Origin of the sequence: Arthrobacter yangruifuii, assembly GCF_009192775.1 — a bacterium.
Classification (GTDB): domain Bacteria; phylum Actinomycetota; class Actinomycetes; order Actinomycetales; family Micrococcaceae; genus Arthrobacter_B; species Arthrobacter_B yangruifuii.
In genome coordinates this window covers 116,019-130,103 of sequence record NZ_VTFX01000007.1, presented here as the reverse complement: position 1 = coordinate 130,103, position 14,085 = coordinate 116,019, and the positions used below count along the sequence as shown (strand labels likewise).

10 protein-coding genes and 1 pseudogene are annotated in these 14,085 nt (G+C 67.6%); 4 read left to right on the top strand and 7 right to left on the bottom strand.

All coding sequences use genetic code 11. The features are described from left to right. A pseudogene (locus GD627_RS16915) lies at positions 1-2,023 on the top strand (hypothetical protein); the annotation flags it as partial. Positions 2,024-2,166: 143 nt separating this feature from the next. On the opposite strand, the gene hrpA reads toward GD627_RS16915, so the two are convergent. Both hrpA and GD627_RS16395 read right to left on the bottom strand, forming a co-directional pair. Further along, on the bottom strand, positions 2,167-6,093 hold the full coding sequence (hrpA, locus tag GD627_RS16400; protein ID WP_152273428.1) for an ATP-dependent RNA helicase HrpA: 3,927 nt from the start codon (positions 6,091-6,093) through the stop codon (positions 2,167-2,169). Positions 6,094-6,106: 13 nt separating this feature from the next. Next, a complete protein-coding gene (locus GD627_RS16395; protein ID WP_152273427.1) occupies positions 6,107-7,105 on the bottom strand; it encodes a helix-turn-helix transcriptional regulator in 999 nt (332 codons plus the stop codon). Positions 7,106-7,231: 126 nt separating this feature from the next. On the opposite strand from GD627_RS16395, the gene GD627_RS16390 reads away from it, so the two are divergent. The 3 genes from GD627_RS16390 to GD627_RS16380 all read left to right on the top strand — a co-directional run bounded on the left by GD627_RS16390 (position 7,232) and on the right by GD627_RS16380 (position 9,203). After that, entirely contained in the window at positions 7,232-7,789 is a 558-nt protein-coding gene (locus tag GD627_RS16390; protein WP_152273426.1) for a DinB family protein, read from the top strand. Positions 7,790-7,974: 185 nt separating this feature from the next. Continuing rightward, positions 7,975-8,748 (top strand): 3-oxoacyl-ACP reductase FabG, encoded by a 774-nt coding sequence (fabG, locus tag GD627_RS16385; protein ID WP_152273425.1) that lies wholly within the window; start codon positions 7,975-7,977, stop codon positions 8,746-8,748. A 2-nt stretch (positions 8,749-8,750) separates the two neighbouring features. Beyond that, positions 8,751-9,203 (top strand): MaoC family dehydratase, encoded by a 453-nt coding sequence (locus GD627_RS16380; RefSeq protein ID WP_152273424.1) that lies wholly within the window; start codon positions 8,751-8,753, stop codon positions 9,201-9,203. 75 nt (positions 9,204-9,278) lie between these two features. Here the strand turns inward: GD627_RS16380 and GD627_RS16375 are convergent, their stop codons facing one another. From GD627_RS16375 to GD627_RS16355, 5 genes are read right to left on the bottom strand one after another with little or no spacing between them, the layout of a single operon-like run. Continuing rightward, on the bottom strand, positions 9,279-10,565 hold the full coding sequence (locus tag GD627_RS16375) for an ABC transporter substrate-binding protein (protein WP_246165579.1): 1,287 nt from the start codon (positions 10,563-10,565) through the stop codon (positions 9,279-9,281). Beyond that, positions 10,565-11,692 carry a branched-chain amino acid ABC transporter permease gene (locus GD627_RS16370; RefSeq protein WP_152273423.1) on the bottom strand — a complete coding sequence of 376 codons (1,128 nt, stop codon included), beginning with the start codon at positions 11,690-11,692 and terminating at the stop codon, positions 10,565-10,567. Before GD627_RS16370 ends, GD627_RS16375 begins: the two co-directional genes overlap by 1 nt. Beyond that, positions 11,689-12,567, bottom strand: a complete 879-nt coding sequence (locus tag GD627_RS16365) for a branched-chain amino acid ABC transporter permease (RefSeq protein WP_152273422.1) — start codon at positions 12,565-12,567, stop codon at positions 11,689-11,691. The genes GD627_RS16370 and GD627_RS16365 overlap by 4 nt, the downstream gene beginning before the upstream one ends. Continuing rightward, positions 12,567-13,286 carry an ABC transporter ATP-binding protein gene (locus tag GD627_RS16360; RefSeq protein ID WP_152273421.1) on the bottom strand — a complete coding sequence of 240 codons (720 nt, stop codon included), beginning with the start codon at positions 13,284-13,286 and terminating at the stop codon, positions 12,567-12,569. Before GD627_RS16360 ends, GD627_RS16365 begins: the two co-directional genes overlap by 1 nt. Further along, positions 13,283-14,068, bottom strand: a complete 786-nt coding sequence (locus tag GD627_RS16355) for an ABC transporter ATP-binding protein (protein WP_152273420.1) — start codon at positions 14,066-14,068, stop codon at positions 13,283-13,285. The genes GD627_RS16360 and GD627_RS16355 overlap by 4 nt, the downstream gene beginning before the upstream one ends. Positions 14,069-14,085 lie beyond the last annotated feature (17 nt).

The following is a 14,085-nucleotide window of genomic DNA, read 5'->3' as shown; positions in this document are numbered from 1 at the left end:
GGTTGATCCGATCGAGCCGACGGACCCGACTGATCCTGGTGATCCGACCGAGCCCACGGACCCGGTTGACCCGATCGAGCCGACGGACCCGACTGATCCTGGTGATCCGACCGAGCCCACGGACCCGACGGACCCGACCGATCCTGTGGACCCGACGGACCCGACCGACCCGACGGACCCGACGGACCCGGTTGACCCGACCGATCCTGTGGACCCGACGGACCCGACGGACCCGACGGACCCGACCGATCCTGTGGACCCGACCGATCCTGTGGACCCGACGGACCCGACTGACCCGACGGACCCGACCGATCCTGTGGACCCGACGGACCCGACTGAGCCGACGGACCCGACCGAGCCCACGGACCCGATCGATCCGGTTGACCCGACCGAGCCGACGGACCCGACGCAGCCCACGGAGCCGATTGACCCGCCTGTGGACCCGACTGAGCCCACGGACCCGGTTGACCCGACGGACCCGACCGATCCGGTTGACCCGACGGACCCGACGGACCCGACGGACCCGACGGACCCGACGGACCCGACGGACCCGGTCGATCCCACGGACCCGACGGACCCGACCGATCCCACGGACCCGGTTGGCCCGACCGATCCTGGTGATCCGACTGACCCGACGGACCCGGTTGGCCCGACCGATCCTGGTGATCCGACTGACCCGACGGACCCGGTTGACCCGACCGATCCTGGTGATCCGACTGACCCGACCGATCCGGTTGACCCGGTGGACCCGACGGACCCGACCGATCCGGTTGACCCGGTGGACCCGACTGAGCCCACGGACCCGATCGAGCCAACGGATCCCACGGACCCGACGGACCCGGTTGACCCGACGGACCCGACCGATCCGGTTGACCCGGTGGACCCGACTGACCCGGTTGACCCGACGGACCCGACCGATCCGGTTGACCCGGTGGACCCGACGGACCCGACCGATCCGGTTGACCCGACGGACCCGACGGACCCGACGGACCCGACTGAGCCGGTCGAGCCCACGGACCCGGTTGATCCGATCGAGCCGACGGACCCGACTGATCCTGGTGATCCGACCGAGCCCACGGACCCGGTTGACCCGATCGAGCCGACGGACCCGACTGATCCTGGTGATCCGACCGAGCCCACGGACCCGGTTGATCCGACCGAGCCCACGGACCCGGTTGATCCGACCGAGCCCACGGACCCGACGGACCCCACGGACCCGACTGAGCCGACGGACCCGACTGAGCCGGTCGAGCCAACGGATCCCACGGACCCGACTGAGTCGACGGACCCGATCGAGCCCCCTGTGGACCCGACCGATCCTGTGGACCCGACGGACCCGACGGACCCGACGGACCCGACTGAGCCGGTCGAGCCAACGGATCCCACGGACCCGACTGAGCCGACGGACCCGATCGAGCCCCCTGTGGACCCGACCGATCCTGTGGACCCGACGGACCCGCCGGACCCGACTGAGCCGACGGACCCGATCGAGCCCCCTGTGGACCCGACCGATCCTGTGGACCCGACGGACCCGACCGATCCGGTGGACCCGACGGACCCGACCGATCCTGTGGACCCGGTTGATCCGACGGACCCGATCGAGCCCACGGATCCGGTGGACCCGGTTGATCCGACGGACCCGATCGAGCCCACGGATCCGGTTGACCCGGTCGACCCCACTGAGCCGATCGACCAAGTCGACCCGCCCGCGGACCCGACCGACCCGACCGACCCGCCTGCGGGCGACCCGACGGACCCTCCCACGGATGATGCCCCTTCACCTTTGCCCGGTGAAATCCATATAGAGGACCCAACAGACCCGGCAGCAGGCGCAGTCACCAGACCCTCCGGTGATGTCGGCACCGGCTCGGTTGTGGAGGTCGCGGCTAACCCGTCCGCACGTATTCCTGGCTCCGGCTTGGCCAACACCGGTGCCACAGGAATCTGGTTCGGCGCTGCAGGTTCTCTCGCCCTTGCCTTAGGCGCACTAGCGGCCTCATGGGCTCGCCGCAGGCACGAATGAGCAGATGAAAATGGTGGTGTCCTCAGGCACTAGGCCGGGGGACACCACCATCAGGCTTTGGGAACCGGGGCCTTCACCGGATATAGGCTAAACGGCAGTTCCACCCCGTGAGGGTGGAACTGCCGTTTAGCTGTCCGGGAGACTCAGGCCGGGGCCAGCGCTGAATGCAGGGCGGTCCGGATGCGCTTTTCGGAGACGCTGCGCACCGTGCCAAGTTCCTGCGCAAAGAAACTGATCCGCAGCTCCTCGATCATCCACCTGACCTCGGCGAGCTCCGGCGGAGTGCCGCGGCCCGGCGCGAGCGCCGCCACGGCGTCGTCGTACTCGTCTTCCAGGCGCTGGACCACGGCCATGGAGAGCCCGTCCCGCTGCACGTTGCCGGGCAGTTTCTCCAGCCGGCGTTCAATGCCGGCCAGGTACCGCGGCAGGTGCATCAGCTGCGCGTAGCCGGTGCGGGCCACGAACCCGGGGTACACCAGGGCATCCAGCTGCGCCCGGATATCGTTCAAGGCACTGATCAGTGCCAGCGAGGTGGTGCCCTTCAGTGCCTTGGTGATCCGCCGGGTGCTGGCCAGGATCTTCTCGACAATCGCGGTGACGGTGAAGACGGTGTCGATCAGTTCGGCCCGCACGGTTTCATACAGGGCGTCGAATTCCGCCCGGGTCCACGGCAGCGCCTCGGGGGTGAGCTTGTCCACCGCGGCCAGGGTGCAGTCCTCAATCAGCGCCGCCACGCTTCCATGCGGGTTCTGGCTGAAGGTCAGCTTCTCGCTGTTGCTGAGGTGTTCCAGTACGTACTTGGCCGGGCTGGGCACGCGCAGCACCAGCAGCCGGATGACGCCGGCACGCATTGCCGCCTGCTGCTCGCCGGCGCTCTGGAAGATGCGCACACCGGCGGTGCTGCCCTCGTCCACCAGGGCCGGATAGCCGGTCACGGTATGGCCGGCCACCAGGCGCTGGACCTGCTTCTCCAGGGTGCCGATGCTCCACTCGGTCAGTCCGGTCCGCTCCGCCACGGCGGAACCGCCGCCTGCAGCGCCGCCGGCGGAACCGTTCGCGGCAGCTGAGCTCTTCGCCTGGGAACCCTGGGCACCCTGGGGACCCTTGGGACCGCGCGGCTGGACGGTCGACGGCGTGGCGCCCAGCGATTCGGCGATGGCCCGGCGCGTCGCCGGGGCCAGGGACTCCTGCAGGGCTGCGAGGTCCTTGCCCTCGTCCAGCACCCGGCCGGCGGAATCCACCACGGTAAACGTCATCCTCAGGTGGTCCGGGACCGCGTCCCAGTTCCAGGATCCGGGCGGAATGATGGATCCCTTGAGGCGGCGCAGCACCAGTTCCAGCGACGGTTCCAGGTCATCCGACGCCGGATCGAAGTCCGCGGCCAGCGCTGCGGCAGCCGAGCGTGCGACGTCGGGCGCCGGCACGAAGTTCTTCCGCACCGCCTTGGGCAGGGACTTGATCAGGGCCGTGATGAGTTCGGCACGCAGGCCCGGGATCTGCCAGGCAAACGGTCCAGGCGTGAGCTGGTTCAGGAACAAGACGGGCACCTCTACGGTGACGCCGTCGTTGGCGGCGGGCACTCCGGGGGTGAACTCGTAGGACAGCGGCAGCTCGAAGGACCCGTAGAAGAAGGACTTCGGGAAGTCGTTCTCGTCCAGCCCCTCGGCGTCGTCGGTGCGCAGGGCGTCCGGATCAAAGTCCAGCAGCGTGGGGTTTTCGTGCCGGGCGGACTTCCACCACTTGTCGAAGTGCCGTTCGGAGACGACGTCGGGCCCCACGCGCTCGTCATAGAACTCGAACAGGGTCTCATCGTCCACCCGCAGGCCGCGGCGGCGGACCCGGTTCTCCAGTTCCTCCACCTCGGCCAGCAGGGCCTGGTTGCGGGAGAAGAATTTGTGGTGGGTACGCCAGTCGCCCTCCACCAGGGCATGCCGGATGAACATCTCCCGGGACAGTACGGGGTCGATCCGGCCGTAGTTGATGCTCCGCTGCGGCACCACCGGAACGCCGTAGAGCGTGACCTTTTCATAGGCCATGACCGCGCCGCGGCTCTTGGACCAGTGCGGCTCGCTGTAGGTGCGCTTGACCAGATGCGGGGCCACCTCCTCGGCCCAGAGCGGGTCGAATTTCGCAGCCACCCGTGCCCAGAGGCGCGAGGTTTCCACCAGCTCGGCGGCCATCACCCAGTCGGGGGACTTCTTGAACAGGGCCGAACCGGGGAAGACCGCAAACCGGGTGCCCCGGGCACCGGTGTATTCACGCTTGCGCTGGTCATAGAGGCCGATGTGGCTGAGCAGGCCGGCCAGCAGGGACATGTGGATTTCCCGGTACTTGCCCACCGGGTCCACCGGCCCCGGCTCGAGGGTGATCCCCAGCGGCCGGGCCAGCTGGCGCAGCTGGGCAAACAGATCCTGCCATTCGCGGATGCGCAGGAAGTTCAGGAATTCGTTTTTGCACAGCCGGCGGAAGGCCGAAGAGGAAAGCTCCTTCTGCTTTTCCTCCACATAGCGCCACAGATTGAGGTATCCGGTGAAGTCCGAATTCTCATCCACGAACCGTTTGTGCATTTCGGCGGCCTTCTGTGCCCGCGCGGGATCATCCTTGGAAGGGCGCTCGCGGGGATCCTGGATGGTCAGCGCCGCGGTGAGCACCATGACTTCCCTGGTGCAGCCGCGATTTCCCGCCTCCACGATCATCCGGCCCAGCCGGGGGTCCACCGGGAGCTGGGAAAGCTTGCGGCCGACGTCGGTGATCCCGCCCTTGGGGTGCAGGGCACCGAGTTCGCGCAGCAGCACGGCGCCGTCGTTGACTGCCTTGGAATCCGGCGGCTGGACGAACGGGAAGTCGGCAACATCCTTGGGGCCCTTCGCCACACCCATGGCGGCCATCTGCAGGATCACGGCGGCGAGGTTGGTGCGCAGGATTTCCGGATCGGTGAATTCCGGCCGCGATTCGAAGTCCTCCTGCGAGTACAGGCGGATCGCAATGCCGTCGGAGACGCGGCCGCAGCGGCCCGAGCGCTGGTTGGCCGACGCCTGTGAGATGCGTTCGATGGGCAGGCGCTGGACCTTGGTGCGGTGCGAGTAGCGCGAGATCCGTGCGGTACCGGTGTCGATGACGTACTTGATGCCCGGCACGGTCAGCGAGGTTTCGGCGACGTTGGTCGCCAGCACAATGCGGCGGTTCCTCCCGGGGGAGAAGACCTTGTGCTGCTCGGCCAGGGAAAGGCGGGCGAACAGCGGCAGGATCTCGGTGTTGGCCAGGCGCGGGTTGCGCTGCACGGAGGACCGCAGCGCTTCGGCGGCGTCGCGGATTTCCCGCTCGCCGGAGAAGAACACCAGGACGTCGCCGGGTGCCTCGCGGGAGAGTTCGTCCACGGCGTCGCAGACGGCGTCCACCGGGTCCCGGTCCTCTTCGAGCTCGTCTTCGGGGCCGTCGTCGTCGTTGCCCCCGTCAGCGGGCTGGTTCAGCGGCCGGTAGCGGATTTCCACCGGGAAGGTCCGGCCGGACACCTCGATGATGGGAGCCGGTGTGCCGTTCAGGGCGAAGTGCTCGGCGAACCGCTGCGGATCGATGGTGGCCGAGGTGATGATCACCTTCAGGTCCGGACGTTCGGGCAGCAGCCGGCGCAGGTAGCCGAGGATGAAATCGATGTTCAGGCTGCGCTCGTGGGCCTCATCGATGATGATGGTGCTGTATTTCTTCAGCTTCGGATCATGGCGGATTTCGGCCAGCAGAATGCCGTCGGTCATCAGCTTGACCTTGGTCTTCCGGCTGGTTTCCCCGGTGAAGCGGACCTGGAAGCCCACTTCCTCGCCGAGCTCGACGTCGAGCTCGGACGCAATCCGCTCGGCCACGGTGCGGGCGGCCAGGCGCCGGGGCTGCGTGTGGCCGATCAGGCCGGTCTCGGCCAGGCCCAGTTCCAGGCACATCTTCGGAATCTGCGTGGTTTTTCCGGACCCGGTTTCACCGGCGATAACGGTGACCTGGTTGGCGGCGATAGCTGCCATGATGTCTTCGCGCCGCTCGGAAACGGGCAGCTGTTCGGGATAGGAAATTGTCAGTGCCATGATTGCCACCAGTCTAGTGGCTTGGCCGGATGCTCTTTCCGGATTCCGCCGTGGGCGGGATTTCGACGGCGTGCTGCAGCAGGTCCAGGGCCCGGCGTGCCCGCTCACGCATTTCCGGAGGATCAAGGATTTCGAAGGGCACGCCCCAGGCCGTGAGATGGATCAGGGGCAGGTCCAGGGAATCCCAGCCGCCGCGCACTATGGTGTGCCCGGGTCCGTCTGCTTCGACGGTGGCCATGGTGGCAGGCACCTGCCCGGCTACTGCTGCCAGCGGTGCGGCCAGCCGGACCACCACGGTGTAGCGGTACGGGTTGCGGGTAATGGATTCCTGCACGTAGGCGGCAAGGTCCGGGGCGGGCAGCGGCCGGGGCGTGAACCGCGCACGCGGGGCAGGCGTGCTGGTGCAGCGGTCCACCCGGAAGGTCCGCCAGTCACTGCGGTCCAGGTCCCAGGCGACGGCGTACCAGCGCCGTCCGGTGCTGACCAGCCGGTAGGGCTCAACCATCCGCCGCTGGGATGCGCCGTCGGCCGCGGTGTAGCGGAAGCTCAGGATCCGGTGCTCGGTGATGGCGGAGGAAAACGAGGTGAGGATTTTCGGATCCACGCCGCCGGGCGGTCCGGACAGGGTGGAAACGGATTGCGACAGGGCCGAAAACTGGGGGCGGAGGCGCCCGGGCAGGACCTGTTCCAGTTTTGCCAGGGCCCGCACGGATGCTTCCCCGATTCCCGTCACCGGTCCCGCGGCCACTGCGGTGAGGCCGAGGGCGACGGCGAGGGCCTCGTCGTCGTCGAGCAGCAGCGGCGGCAGCTGGGCCCCGGCTCCGAGCTGGTAGCCGCCGGCAATGCCCGGGGACGCGGAAATGGGATAGCCGAGGGTGCGCAGCTTGCCGATGTCCCGGCGCACCGTGCGTTCGGTGATGGACAGCCGTTCCGCGAGCGCCGCGCCGGTCCACTCGCGCCGAAGCTGCAGCAGCGACAGCAGCTGCAGGAGCCGAGCGGATGTCTCCAGCATGGAATCCAAACTACGCGCTTATCCGGCCGGAAGCTGTCCTGATTGATTCGTAGACTGTGCGCATCCGAAGAAATCCGCGCAGGACATTCACACGCAGGAGACGGTATCCGGGAGGACACACAGAAGATGCCCACCGAGGCACGGGTACTGGCGGACCAGCTCGCCTGGCACTGGGACAACCAGGCACGGCCCCGGCTGGTGGGGCTCACCGACGCGGAATACTTCCGGGAACCGGTGCCGGGTTCCTGGAGTGTGCGTCCGCGGGGCACGGGAACCGCACCGGTGCAGGCCGGGGCGGGAGACTTCACTATTGACTTCGCCTTTCCGGAACCGGACCCGGCACCGGTCACCACCATCGCCTGGCGGCTGGGGCACATCCTGGTGGGTGTCCTGGGTATGCGGAACGCCGCACACTTCGGGGGACCCGCTGTGAGCTATGAGGATTTTGACTATCCAGGTACCGGGCAGGGCGCACTCGACCTGTTGGACGAGTACTATTCCCGCTGGATCAGTGCCGTGTCCTCCCTGACCCCGCAGCAGCTGGCGGCCCCGGCGGGGGAGGCGGAAGGGAGCCGGTCCAACGCTCCTATGGCAACCCTGGTGCTGCATATCAACCGGGAGATGATCCATCATCTGGCGGAGGTCGCCCTGCTGCGGGACCTGTACGCGAACGGACTGCGCTGACCATCCGTTCACGTGCTCCGGGCGCCGACGGTATCCCCGGCTTCCAGCCGCGCGCCTAGGCGTCCGCACGTCTCAAACCATTGCGCACATACCGGCTGGTCGGTATCGTCGGGCCTACATCGCCACACCGCTACATCGCCCCGCCTGCCTGCGTGCTGACGCACGGGCGGCAACAGAGGAGAACCATGCCTGAAACACCCATTGCCACGACGGGCCGTGTCGCCGTCGTCACCGGAGCCGGACGCGGAATCGGGGCCGCTGTGGCCGCAAGGCTTGCCGCCGACGGACACGCCGTCGCGGTCATCGACCTGCGGGAGCAGGACACGGAACAGACCGTCGACGCTATCCGCGCCGCCGGGGGAGAGGCACTTGGCGTGGGCGCCGACGTGTCCGACGCCGCCGCCGTCGAGCAGGCCGTGTCCCGCATCGCCGCAGAGCTGGGCGCGCCCACCATCTTGGTGAACAACGCCGGAATCCTCCGGGACAACCTGCTGTTCAAGATGAGTGAAACGGACTGGGACGCAGTGATGGGGGTCCACCTGCGCGGGGCGTTCCTGATGAGCCGGGAGGTGCAGGCGCATCAGGTAAAGGAGGAATGGGGGCGGATCATCAACCTTTCCTCCACCTCCGCCCTGGGCAACCGCGGCCAGGCGAATTATGCCGCCGCGAAGGCAGGTATCCAGGGGTTCACCAAGACCCTCGCCATCGAACTGGGCCGTTACAACGTCACGGTCAACGCCATTGCCCCCGGCTTCATCCAGACAGACATGACACGGGCGACGGCGGAACGCGTCGGGGTGCCGTTCGAGGACTTTGTGGCGCATGCGGCGAAGGAGATTCCGGTGCGGCGCGCCGGAAACCCGGAGGACATTGCCGCGGCGGCGTCCTTCTTCGCCCGCGAGGAGGCCTCGTTCGTCTCCGGACAGGTGCTCTACGTCGCAGGCGGGCCGAAGGCCTAGCGGTGGCACACTTCGGATCCGTGGAGGAGCTTGCCGGTGCGGTGGGCACAGTGGAGACGAGTGAATGGGTCCTCATCGACCAGGACCGCATCAACCGGTTTGCCGACGCCACGGATGACCACCAGTGGATCCATGTGGACCCTGAACGGGCCGCCCGGGGCCCCTTCGGCGGCACCATCGCACACGGGTACCTGAGCCTGTCCCTGCTTCCGGCGCTCGCCTCCGGCCGGTTCCGGGTGGAGGGCATGGTGATGGGAGTGAACTACGGGCTGGACCGGGTGCGCTTCCCCCATCCGGTCCCCGTGGACAGCCGGATCCGGGCATGCTCGGAAATTGTGTCGGTTCAGAACGTGCCGCAGGGGGTGCGGGTCAAGCTCCTCGTCACCATCGAAATTGAGGGTGCAGGCAAGCCCGCTGCCGTAGCGGAGTCCCTCTCGCTGTACGTGCTGGAATAACCCGCCAGTGGCAAAGGGGCCCGTCCGCCGGGACGGGCCCCTTTGTGGAGCGGCTGCGGTGGTGCGGCGGCCGGTTTACTCCGGCAGCCCGTCAGCCGGCATGGCCGTCCGCTCCCCGGTGTATTCCTCGACCGTGTATTCCTCCGCCTCAGTGCCGGTGACCACGTACGGGGTGCCGAAGTAGGACTGCACGCCGTTGTCCACCCGGGTCAGCATGGCTCCGGTGTAGCCCCGGTGGCTGTCCCCGCCGAAGCCCAGCGGGGCATGGCCGTTGCCGGTGACGTCGCCTGACTCGAGCGCCTCCATCAGGGACTCCCGGGTGGGGTTCTCCCCGGCTGCCTGCAGGGCCTCGACGAAGAGGTAGCCGATGGACATGCCGAAGATGGTGTTGCCGTCAAACGGAGCCCCGGCGTTGTATTCCTCGTTGATCTCGGCGAACTTGGCCGTCCATTCGTCCTCGGTATCCGAGTAGCCGGGAAGGTAGTTTGCGCTGACGAAGCCCTGCAGCAGCTTGTCCGTGTTCTCACCCAGATAGCCGGACAGGGTGTTGAAATCGCCGCCGGCCGAGGAGGCCATCCACTGCGGGAAATATCCGAGCTTGGCTGCTGTGCCCACGGCCTGCGCACTGAAGCCGTTGATGGTGGCGAGGAAATTGACCTCGCAGCCCGCCTCCTTCATGGAGCTGATCTGTGCGGCAATGTCGGTGTTAGCCGTGGAGTACACCTGGGCATCCGCGAGGCCGTCCTCCCCGAGCACCGCCTCCAAGCCGGTCTGGAATTCCTCGCCGAAGTCGTCATCCTGGCCGAAGAAGCAGTAGGTCGCCTCCGGGAATTCCTCCTGTGCGTACGTGGCCAGGATCCGTGATTCGGTGGGGTAGTCCACCATGAAACCGTAGGTGTAGGGGTAGTCTTCGGGCTGGTTCCAGGTGGGGCTGCCGGAGGCCACGAAGAGATCCGGTACCTCGTTGTCATTGACGAAGTCCAGGACTGCACTGTGCGGCGGCGTGCCGAGTCCGCCCACGAGGGCAAAAACCTCGTCCTGGAGCACCATTTCCCGCACGGCGGTCTGTGTGTTGGCCGGGTTGTAGCCGTCATCTTTGACGATGTATTCGATGGTCCGGCCGTTGATGCCGCCCTTGTCATTCACGTAGTCGAAGTATGCCTTGGTGGCGGGGGAGATCGTGGAGTAGCCGGCGGCTGCGGGTCCGGTCAGCGGCTGGTGCGTGCCCACGGTGACGGTGGTGTCGGTGATCCCGGGAACGTCCGCTGCCTCACCCCCTTCATCCGGAGAGGCGCACGAGGCCAGGCCGAGGGCCGAAGCTGCAAGGACGGCGGTACCCAGGCGGAGCTTGGAACGGATCATCATTGACCTTTCGGGGTTGCCGGTAGCTGCCCGCTGGGGGCCGGTATCCGGGAGGGTGCTGTTGCTGGTGACGGTGGTGCGGGTTCGGTGGACCTTGGCGGAAGAGAGGCGGAAGGAGGCGGCCGCAGCCGGCCGCCGGCCCGGACCAGCAGGCCCTGGATGCCCTGCGGTGCAAGCAGCACAACGAGGATCAGGACTGCTCCGAAGACGGCCACGGCCAGGTTGCCGTCCAGCCGCTGGGACAGGTCCGCTGAGAGTTCGAGCCTGGAGGTCGCAGTGCTGATGAGGTGCGGCAGGGCCACTAGGAGCAGGGCGCCCCAGACTGCCCCGGTCAGGGAACCGATGCCGCCGACGACGGCTGCCATCAGCAGGAACAGGGAGAAGACCAGGGAGTAGGCCCCGGGGCCGGCGCTCTGCGTGGTGTAGGCGAGCAGCCCGCCGCCCATGCCTGCCGCCGCAGAACTGATGACGAACGCCGTGATCTTTGTCCGGGCGGGGTTGATGCCGGCAAGCGCTGCCGCAACCGGGTTGTCGCGCACGGCCCGCAGGTGCCGGCCGAAGCGGCCGTGAAGCAGGTTCGCCAGCAGGGTCAGGACCAGGACGGAACAAATAACGGCGAGCCAGGCCTGCCAGGCTTCGGTGGAGACAATGCCCCGCAGCGCCGTCGGCCGTTTTTCCACCGTGATCCACAAACCCTGGTCACCGCCGAGCACCGAGGAGAAGGTACTGGTGACCGCCGGCAGGGCCACCACCAGTGCCATGGTGAAACCGGCAAGGTAAGGCCCGTGCAGCCGGCCGGCGGCGAGTCCGACGGCCAGGCCGAGGACGGCTGCACCGAAGACCGCCGCCGCCAGCGGCACCAGGAGCAGCAGCGGACCCTCCGCCCCGGCGTCGGCCATTGCATTGGCGCTCAGCGCGTAGCTGTACGCCCCGGCCGCCATCAGGGCTGCCTGTCCGAGGGAGAGTTGCCCGCCGGCGCCCGTCAGCAGGGTCAGTCCGGCGATTCCGCACAGATAGGCGCAGACGATGGCCAGCTGGTAGGAAGTGAACGAGGGGATGATGAACGTGAGGCCGATCAGGAGGACGGCTGCGGCGGCGGCCAGGAGATACCGCTTTGTGACGCTCATGCTGTGCGCTCCTTCGCGAGGGAAAAGATTCCGCCCGGCCGGACCAGCAGCACGGCCAGCAGCAGGACCAGGATGGCGACCGGCGCCAGGGTGGCTCCCCAATAGCCGCTGACCCAGCTGAGCAGCACGCCAACGGCCAGCCCGCCCAGGACGGCGCCGGCGGGGGAGTCGAGACCGCCGATCACGGCCACGGTGAATGCATAAACGAAGACGGCGTCCGCCGCGTGCGGGTTCAACCCGAGTTCAGTGGGGATGACCAGCAGTGCGGCAAGCGCCCCCAGTGCCGAAGACAGAGCCCAGCCCAGGGTGAGCATCCGCGGGGTCCTGACGCCCAGGAGCCGGGCCAGGTCCGGTGCGAAGGCGGAGGCACGCAGCCGCAGCCCCAGGGGAGTCTTCGTGAACAGCAGGACCAGCCCGCCCACCAGCACGGCGATGCACGCGAACACAAACAGGTCATAGGAGGAGAAAACGGTGATGCCGAACATCTCCACCGGGTCGGAACTGAACGGGGTCACCATGGTCCGGTAAGCGTTGCCGAACACCATGCCCAGGACGGCCTGGATCAGCATCAGGAGTCCCAGCCCGGCAATCACGGGGTTCAGCGGAGAGGTGTTGCCCACGAAGCGCATGACTCCGCGCTCCACCACCGCCCCGATGAGGAAGCCCGCAACCAGCGCTGCCGCAAGGCCTGCCCAGTAGCTGCCGGTCACCGCGGTGACGGTAAAGGCAACATAGGTGGCTGCCACGGCCATGGCGCCCTGCGCGAAGTTCACAATCCGCGCTGCACGCCAGATGAGGACCAGGGAAAGCGCGAAGGCTGCGAGGACGGCGCCGCGGGCGAGTCCGTCGAAGGTGAGGAAAAGGAATCTGTCCATTAGAACCCCAGGTAGGTGTGGCGGAGGTCGGTGTCTTCGGCGAGTTCGGCGGCCGCCCGGGAGGCGACAATCCGTCCCAGATTCAGGACGACGCCGTGGTCCGCGACGGTGAGGGCACTGCGGACGTTCTGTTCGATCAGCAGTACGGTCAGTCCGGTGTCGTCGCGCAGGCGGCGGAGCATCCCCAGGATCTGTGCAGTCACCTTGGGGGCCAGTCCCAGGGAAGGTTCGTCGAGCAGCAGCAGCGCCGGGGCCGCCATCAGCGCCCGCCCCAGCGCCAGCATCTGGCGCTCGCCGCCGGAGAGCTGGTGTCCGGCGGCCTTCCGGCGTCGGTCCAGGGGTTCGAAGAGCTCGTAGGTCCGGGTGAGCATCGCAGCGGCCGCCCTGCGGTCCTTGCGCCACAGGCCGCCCAGGCGCAGGTTTTCCTCCACCGTCAGTTCGGTGATGACGCCCCTGCCTTCAGGTACGAGGGCAACGCCGTGGCGCACCATCTCCTCGACGGGCACCCGGGTCAGGTCCTTTCCGGTGCCCAGCCTGATGCTGCCGGCGGTGGGCCGCAGCTGGCCGGTGACGGTGCGCAGCAGGGTGGTCTTGCCGGCACCGTTTGCCCCGACGACGGCGGTGATGGAGCCTTTCTCGACGCTCAGGTTGATGCCGTGCAGCACCGGAACGCTCCCGTACCCTGCAGTGACGCCTTCCAGTACCAGTCCGCCGGTCATGCCACCTCAACCCCCAGATAGGCATCCGCGACGGCGGGATCGGCACCGATGTGGGCAGGTGTGCCTTCGGCGATCAGGCGGCCGAAGTCCAGGACGGCAACGCGGTCGCAGACTTCCATCACCAGGTCCACGTGGTGTTCCACGAGGATCACCGAGCATCCGTCCGAGGGCACGGTGCGGATAATGCCGGCAAGCTCCTCGATGTCGTCGTGGCCGAGCCCGCCGGCAGGTTCATCCAGCAGCAGCAGCCTCGGTTCACTCACCAGGGCCCGTGCGAGGGCCACCTTCTTGCAGATGCCGTAGGGCAGGGTATCCGGCAGGGCAGCGGCATAACCGGCGACGCCGAGCGACTCCAGCGCGTCCATCGCTCGTGCGGCCAGCCGGTTTTCGCGGGCAACGGCGCCGGGCAGGGCCAGAAGGTCGAGTCCTCTGCGCGTGTCTGCGGCCAGGCCTGCCGTAACGTTCTGCAGCACCGTCAGACCGGGGAAGAGGCCAAGCCCCTGCAGGGTGCGTGCCACTCCGGAGCGCGTCAGCCGGTGCGGTTTCGGCGTGAAACCGTGTCCGTCCAGCTGAAGGTTTCCGGCCGTGGGCGGGAAGACACCGCAGATCACATTGAAGAGGGTGGTCTTGCCTGCGCCGTTGGGGCCCATGATGCCGACAATCCTGCCTGCCGGGATATCCAGGGACACTGCGTCGAGGGCGGTGAGTCCGCCGAACCGGACCGTGATTCCATCCAGTCGGAGACCTGGCGGTTCCGACTGGTCGGTATGTAGCTCCTGCATGAGTACTCCATCGTCTC